The 6,500-nt window shown below is 61.0% G+C and carries 6 protein-coding genes and 1 pseudogene; 4 read left to right on the top strand and 3 right to left on the bottom strand.

The window, feature by feature from the left end:
- Nucleotides 1-8: 8 nt before the first annotated feature.
- Nucleotides 9-2,513 (bottom strand): ABC transporter permease, encoded by a 2,505-nt coding sequence (locus AAAB16_RS17975; RefSeq protein ID WP_340664555.1) that lies wholly within the window; start codon nucleotides 2,511-2,513, stop codon nucleotides 9-11.
- Nucleotides 2,513-3,196 carry an ABC transporter ATP-binding protein gene (locus tag AAAB16_RS17980; RefSeq protein WP_340664556.1) on the bottom strand — a complete coding sequence of 228 codons (684 nt, stop codon included), beginning with the start codon at nucleotides 3,194-3,196 and terminating at the stop codon, nucleotides 2,513-2,515. Before AAAB16_RS17980 ends, AAAB16_RS17975 begins: the two co-directional genes overlap by 1 nt.
- A 10-nt stretch (nucleotides 3,197-3,206) precedes the next feature.
- On the opposite strand from AAAB16_RS17980, the gene AAAB16_RS17985 reads away from it, so the two are divergent.
- The 3 genes from AAAB16_RS17985 to AAAB16_RS17995 all read left to right on the top strand — a co-directional run bounded on the left by AAAB16_RS17985 (nucleotide 3,207) and on the right by AAAB16_RS17995 (nucleotide 5,186).
- Nucleotides 3,207-3,812 carry an arylesterase gene (locus AAAB16_RS17985; RefSeq protein WP_340664557.1) on the top strand — a complete coding sequence of 202 codons (606 nt, stop codon included), beginning with the start codon at nucleotides 3,207-3,209 and terminating at the stop codon, nucleotides 3,810-3,812.
- Between the two features lie 58 nt (nucleotides 3,813-3,870).
- Nucleotides 3,871-4,152, top strand: coding sequence for a hypothetical protein (locus AAAB16_RS17990; RefSeq protein ID WP_340664558.1), 282 nt, complete (start codon nucleotides 3,871-3,873; stop codon nucleotides 4,150-4,152).
- 74 nt (nucleotides 4,153-4,226) lie between these two features.
- Nucleotides 4,227-5,186, top strand: a complete 960-nt coding sequence (locus AAAB16_RS17995) for a L,D-transpeptidase family protein (protein WP_340664559.1) — start codon at nucleotides 4,227-4,229, stop codon at nucleotides 5,184-5,186.
- 274 nt (nucleotides 5,187-5,460) lie between these two features.
- Here AAAB16_RS17995 and oprI read toward each other — a convergent pair whose 3' ends face one another.
- Nucleotides 5,461-5,712, bottom strand: a complete 252-nt coding sequence (gene oprI / locus AAAB16_RS18000; protein WP_108096720.1) for an outer membrane lipoprotei OprI — start codon at nucleotides 5,710-5,712, stop codon at nucleotides 5,461-5,463.
- A 414-nt stretch (nucleotides 5,713-6,126) separates the two neighbouring features.
- Here oprI and AAAB16_RS18005 point away from each other — a divergent pair.
- A pseudogene (locus tag AAAB16_RS18005) lies at nucleotides 6,127-6,500 on the top strand (hypothetical protein); the annotation flags it as partial.

The raw sequence follows: 6,500 nt of genomic DNA on the forward strand, positions 1-6,500 counted from the left end.
CCCTACGGTTAACCTTCGCGCAGCACCGTAAGCGGGCTGGCATTTAGCGCGCGGCGCGTGCCGATTACCCCAGCCGACCCTACCAACAACGCGCCAATCAACGGCAGTACCAACAGCCACGGATGCGGCGTCCAGGCCATATCGAAGGCAAAGCGGTACAGCAGAAAGCTCACCAGCTCGCTACCCAACGCCGCCAATAAACCACTGGCCGCACCCAACACGCCAAACTCAGCCAAGCGCGCCCGTTGCAGCACTTTGCGTTCCGCGCCCAAGGCCCGCAGCAATGCACCTTGGCGAATGCGCTCGTCGAGGGTGGCTTGCAGCCCGGCGAACAGCACGGTTAAACCAGCCGCCAGCACGAACAACAGCACGTACTCCACCGCCAACGTCACCTGGGCGAGGATGCTGCGCAGTTGCGCCAGAATCGCTTCGATCTGCAGCAACGTTACCGCCGGGAAGGCGCGCGACAGTTCCACCAGTTGCCGCTCTTGCTGCGGCGGCAGGTAGAAGCTGGTCAGGTAGGTGACGGGCAGATCCTGCAACGTGCCGGGTTCGAAAACCATATAGAAGTTCGGCTGGAAGGTGTCCCAGTCGACTTCGCGCAAGCTGGTGACCTGAGCGTCGCGGTTAAGCCCGCCGACGCTGAAGCTCAGGCGGTCGCCGAGTTTCACTTTCAGGCTTTCGGCCAGTTTGCTTTCGATGGAAACGCCCGGCAGTTCGACGTTTTTCTCTTTGCCCCACCAACTGCCGGCTACCAGCTTATTACTCACTGGCAGGTCGGCGGACCACGTCAGGCTAAGGTCGCGGCGCACGGCGCGGTCGCCGGTGGAGTCTTTGCTCACCACCTCTTTTACCGCTTGGCCGTTGATAGCGACCAGACGGCCCGGCACCACGGGGTAGAGCGGTGCCGGGTGCGGGGAAATTTTTGCCAGTTGTGCGGCGAAGCCATATTTGTCAGCCGGCAGCACGTTTAGGGCGAAGTAGTTGGGCGCCTCTTTGGGCAACTGCTGTTGCCAGTTATCCAGCAGTTCGCCACGCAGCAGGGCGATTAGCGCCATCGACAGCAGAATCAAACCAAAGGCCAGCGATTGCCCGGCAGCAGCCAGCGGATGACGCAGCAATTGGCCGAGGCCCAGGCGCATCGGCAACGGCGCACCCGCCAGTAACCGCCGCAACCCTTGCAGGCCCAGCACCAACGCGCCACCGAGAATCAGCGCCGCCACCAAGCCACCGCCAAGCAGGGCGAGGGTGAGGGCCAGGTCGAGGCTCAAGCGCCACATAATCAGTGTTAGCGCGCCCAATGCCGCGCCATACACCAACCACGAACTCGGCGGCACCGGCATTAAGTCCCGGCGCAGTACGCGCAATGGCGGCACCCGACCCAGCGCTGCCAACGGTGGCAAGGCAAAACCTGCCAGTGCCACCAACCCTGTGGCCATGCCTGCCAGCGCCGGCATTACGCCGCCGCTAGGTACGGTCGCCGGCAGCAAGCCGCCAAGCAGATGGAACAGGCCCACTTGCCCAAGCCAGCCGAGCAGGGCGCCGATCCCGCTGGCGAGCAGACCGAGCATGGCCAATTGCAGGGTAAAGACAGTCAGCGCTTCGCGGCGCGACAGGCCCAGGCAACGCAACAGGGCGCTGGCATCGAAACGCTTGGCGGCAAAGCGCGCAGCACACAACGCCACGGCCACGCCGGCAAGCAACACTGCCGCCAAGCTGGACAGATTCAGATAACGCTCGGCGCGGCCCAACGCTCCACCCACCTGGCGATTGGCATCGCGCGCACCTTCGATTTTCTGGTTGGCCGCCAGTATCGGCTTGAGCGCCTGGCGGTAGCTTTCCAAGTTCTCGGCGCTGCCGGTCCATAGCTCGGCGTAACGCACGCGGCTGCCGGGCTGGACGATGCCGGTGGCTGGCAGGTCATCAAGGTTCATCAGCAGGCGCGGGGTCAGGCTGTAGAAGTCGCCAGCACGGTCTGGCTCGTAAGTGAGCACGCGGCTCAGGCGCAGAGTCTTGGCGCCGACGTCAACGCTATCGCCCACCTTCACGTTCAGCGCCACCAACAGCCGCGCCTCTACCCAGGCTTCACCTGGGGGCGGGCTGCCCCCCGTGGTTTCTTCGCCATAGGGTGCAGGCGCGCTTTTCAGTTGGCCGCGTAGCGGGTAGGTGCTGCTGACCGCTTTAACACTGGCCAATTGAATACCGTCATCGGCGGCAATCACGCTGGAGAATTCAACGAGCTGCGCATGCTTAAGCTGGCGTTGGTTGCCGGCATCCAACTGCGCTTGGGTAGCCGGCGAGCTGCCGGTGAGCAGCATATCGGCGCCAAGAAATTCGGTAGCGCGCAGCATCATCGCCGCGTTAAGGCGCGCACTGAAAAAGCCGATGGCAGTGCTGGCCGCCACGGCGATTACCAGGGCGAAAAACAGCACGCGCAGTTCACCGGCGCGGGTGTCGCGGCGCAGTTGGCGCGCCGCCAGGCTGAGCAGGCGAGTGAATGGCAGGCGGGTCATCACGCCTCCGCAGTCTGCACGATATGCCCGGCTTCCAGGCGAATACGGCGGTGGCAACGTTGCGCCAGGCGTTCGTCGTGGGTTACCAACACCAGGGTAGTGCCGCGTTCCTGGTTGAGCTCGAAGAGCAAGTCGCTGATGTGCTCACCCGTGTGGGTATCGAGGTTGCCGGTGGGCTCGTCGGCGAATAGCACCGCCGGGTCTGCCGCGAAAGCGCGGGCAATGGCCACGCGTTGCTGCTCGCCACCGGAAAGCTGGCGTGGCGTGTGGGTCAGGCGTTTGCCCAGACCAACGCGTTCGAGCAGCGCACGGGCACGCTCGCGGGCATCGCGGTGGCCTTCGAGCTCCAGCGGCAGCATCACGTTTTCCAGTGCATTCAGGCTGTCGAGCAATTGGAACGACTGGAAAACAAAACCCACATGCTCGGCACGAATGCGCGCGCGCTGGTCTTCGTCGAGGGTGCTCAGGGCATTGCCGGCGAGGGTGATTTCACCGCTGCTGGGCAGGTCGAGGCCGGCTAGCAGGCCTAGGAGCGTGGATTTACCTGAACCCGAGGTGCCGACGATGGCCAGGCTATCGCCGCGCAGCAGGTCGAGGGAGAGGTCGTGCAGGATGGTCAAATCGCCTTCCGCGCTAGGAACCACTTTGCTAAGGTTCCGCGCAGTAAGAATGCTCACAGTCATGGAGATTCCAATGCGTACATGGTGGGTAACGGGTGCCTTGGTGGTAATGCTTTGGGCACAAGGGGCGGCGGCAAGCACGGTGCTGGTCGTCGGCGATAGTATCAGCGCCGGTTTAGGCGTGGAAACCAGCCAAGGCTGGGTCAACCTGATGCAAAAGCGCCTGGAGGAGGGCGGTTTTGAGCAGAAAGTAGTGAACGCCTCCATCAGTGGCGACACCAGTGCCGGAGGCCTCGCGCGCCTGCCTGCGCTGCTCTCAGAGCATAAGCCGAGCCTGGTGATCATCGAGCTGGGTGGCAACGATGGCCTGCGCGGCCAGCCGCCGGCGCAATTGCAACAAAACCTTGCGTCGATGGTGGAACAGTCACAAAAGGCTGGGGCGAAAGTGTTGCTGTTGGGCATGCGTCTGCCGCCGAACTATGGCGAGCGTTACAACAAGGCTTTTGCGGCGGCGTTCAGTAACGTCGCTACGGAGAAGAAGCTGCCGCTGGTGCCGTTCTTTCTTGAAGGCGTGGGCGGGGTGCCTGAACTGATGCAGGCCGACGGCATCCATCCAACCGCAGGGGCGCAGGGCAAGCTATTGGATAACGCCTGGCCGACCATCAAGCCATTACTCTGAGAGGCTTTTCCGAGCGCCACCTTTCGGCTAAGGTGGCGGCCGTCTCCAGGAGCCCCGCATGCCGCGCCCCGCTTGGTCTTTACACGCTTACCAACTGATCGAACCAGACGAGCAGCTCGACCTGTTCGCCTGCCGTGAAGTGCGCGTGCATTTGGTGGCTCGGCAGTTGGAATTGAGTGGGCATGCCGACCGTACGTTGTGCGGCGGCTTGCTTCCAGCGCAGCCCAAGTGGGTAAACCTGGAAAAAGCCCTGCTGCGTGACAAACGCCTGTGCGCCGCCTGCTATGCCACGTTGCAGGCTCAACGCAGCGGCGACCGGCCCATGTGGCCTGGCGTCTAGGCCTCCCGGCTTGGCGTACGCGCGTGTACAATCGCGTTTTTTCTCTACTCGCTCACTCAGCCAAGGATCACCGGATGTTGTCGCGCGCTCCTGCAGTCGCCCGTTCCCTGTCACTCGCCGCCTTGTTTGCGGTCGGCCCGGCCGCAGCGCTGGAGTTCCCGCTGCCGCCACCGGGCGAAGACATCATTGGCCAGGTCCAGGTCATCACCGCCAAGTACGAAGACACCTTCGCTGACATCGGCGTGGCCAACGACCTGGGTTACCTGGAAATGATCGCCGCCAACCCCGGTGTCGACCCTTGGCTGCCAGGTGCGGGTACGCAGATTATTCTGCCGACGCGCTTCGTGCTGCCGCCGGGCCCGCGTGAAGGCATCGTCATCAACTTGGCTGAATACCGCATGTACTACTTCCCCAAAGGGGAAAATGTGGTGCACACCTATCCGCTGGGCATTGGTCGTGAGGGCTGGGGTTCGCCAATCAACCAGACCACCATCACCGCCAAAACCGCTAACCCGGCCTGGTACCCGCCGGCTTCCATCCGCGCAGAACACGCGGCCGATGGCGATCCGCTGCCAACCGTCGTGGCGCCGGGGCCGAACAACCCGCTGGGGCCGTTCAAGTTCAACCTCGGCTTGCCCGGTTACCTGATCCACGGCTCCAACAAGAAATTCGGCATCGGCATGCGCGTCAGCCATGGCTGCTTCCGCATGCTTAACAACAACGTGCTGGAACTGGCGAAGATGGTGCCGGTGGGCACTAAAGTGCGCATCCTCAACGACCCGTACAAATTCGGCGTTAGCGGCGGCAAGGTTTACCTCGAAGCGCACACCCCGCTGGACGACAGCGGCAACCCCTCGGTGGTCGATAAACACACTGCCGTCATCAACGCCCTGCTCAAGCGCGAAGACCTGACCAACAGCGTCAGCCTGGACTGGGAAGTGGTGCGAGATGTGGTAGCCGCTGAAGATGGCTTGCCGGTTGAGATCGCCGTGCCCGGCACCACGATGGCCAATACCGCGCCGGTTGTGCAGTAAGGCCCGCGCGCAAAAAAAGCCCGCTGCTGGGTAAATCGGCAGCGGGCTTTTTTGTGCCTGCTTTTGATTTTCCGCTCTCAGCCACACCGCCGCTCAAGACCGAGCGAGCTAGAGCTGGGCAAGGCAAAAACGCTTTTTGAAGCGCAATGGGCTGTAGCCCATGAGCTTTCGAAAAGCGTTTTTAACGCCGCCCGGCCGACGCGCAGCCGGTCGCAGCCAAACTCCAGACAAAAAAAAGCCGATCCATAGGGACCGGCTTATAGCGCGAAGGCTATTACTTGCGGCTGGCTTTTTCCAGCATACGAGCGGCGCGCTCGTTGGCTTCGTCAGCAGTTTGCTGAGCCTTCTGAGCAGCGGCCAGAGCCTCGTCAGCTTTGCGGTAAGCTTCGTCAGCACGAGCTTGAGCGCGAGCTGCTGCGTCTTCAGTAGCAGTCAGGCGAGCTTCAGTTTCTTTGGATACGCTGCTGCAACCGGTAGCCAGAACGGCAGCCAGAGCCAGAGCAGAGAGTTTCAGAACGTTGTTCATCGTGTTCCCCTTAAGGTGCATTTTTTCCATAAAGCAACTCCCCCGAGCTCGAGGTATTTGCCGGTCTACATACTACTCATTACTTGTAGTAAGTAAACGGACCGAATGCCAGCGGCTCACATTTTTTTGGCGAATTTGAGAATTATCAAAGCAGGGGTTAATAGTGCTGGATAAAAAATATCCAATCGCGCCGGTAGCTTGTGCAATTACGACATTCCTGCCCGCCGCTTACTTCACTCTTTGTCCGGCAACTTTTAATGAAAAAACGCTGATTTCGAGTTGCTCTTCACACTGCCTTAAATAGCCTGGCGCCCGGGCAAATATCGGGATTGGCTGGCACTTTGCCGTCCTGTTAAGCTGCGCCGCACAAGACCCTTGGCATAGTGCGGGTCGTTGAATAGCAAGGACGGCAACGTGGCCAAGATTTTTAAATGGGGTTTGCTCGCGGCAGTTGCGATTGCCGTGTTAATCAAGCTGTCGCTGTGGTTGTCGGTGCGCTCAATCATGAATGATGCGATCGCACAGTTATCGCCTTTCATGGATATCAGTTACGGCGGTATTACCTCATCCTTCGACGGTCGCGTGGGGCTGGAAAAACTCAGCATCCGGGTGCCGGCTTTACGCGATAGCGTGCGTGTCGAACACGCCCAATTAAAGTTCAACGGCCTGGGCGAGTTGCTGCGCTTCAAGGAAAGCTTGAGTCAGGGAAAATTCCCCAAACAACTGGCGTTAAATCTGAAAGGTTTGGCGTTGGATGTTCACGGTCCGTTTATGCAACAGCTCTACGA

The sequence above is a fragment of the Pseudomonas sp. genome (assembly GCF_037994325.1).
In the GTDB taxonomy this organism is placed as follows: Bacteria; Pseudomonadota; Gammaproteobacteria; order Pseudomonadales; family Pseudomonadaceae; genus Aquipseudomonas.

What these genes read in the sequence shown, in the direction of transcription:
- AAAB16_RS17975 (WP_340664555.1), bottom strand. Translation starts at nt 2,513, where the DNA reads ATGACCCGCCTGCCATTCACTCGCCTGCTCAGCCTGGCGGCGCGCCAA.
- AAAB16_RS17990 (WP_340664558.1), top strand. Translation starts at nt 3,871, where the DNA reads ATGCCGCGCCCCGCTTGGTCTTTACACGCTTACCAACTGATCGAACCA.
- AAAB16_RS17985 (WP_340664557.1), top strand. Translation starts at nt 3,207, where the DNA reads ATGCGTACATGGTGGGTAACGGGTGCCTTGGTGGTAATGCTTTGGGCA.
- AAAB16_RS17995 (WP_340664559.1), top strand. Translation starts at nt 4,227, where the DNA reads ATGTTGTCGCGCGCTCCTGCAGTCGCCCGTTCCCTGTCACTCGCCGCC.
- AAAB16_RS17980 (WP_340664556.1), bottom strand. Translation starts at nt 3,196, where the DNA reads ATGACTGTGAGCATTCTTACTGCGCGGAACCTTAGCAAAGTGGTTCCT.
- oprI (WP_108096720.1), bottom strand. Translation starts at nt 5,712, where the DNA reads ATGAACAACGTTCTGAAACTCTCTGCTCTGGCTCTGGCTGCCGTTCTG.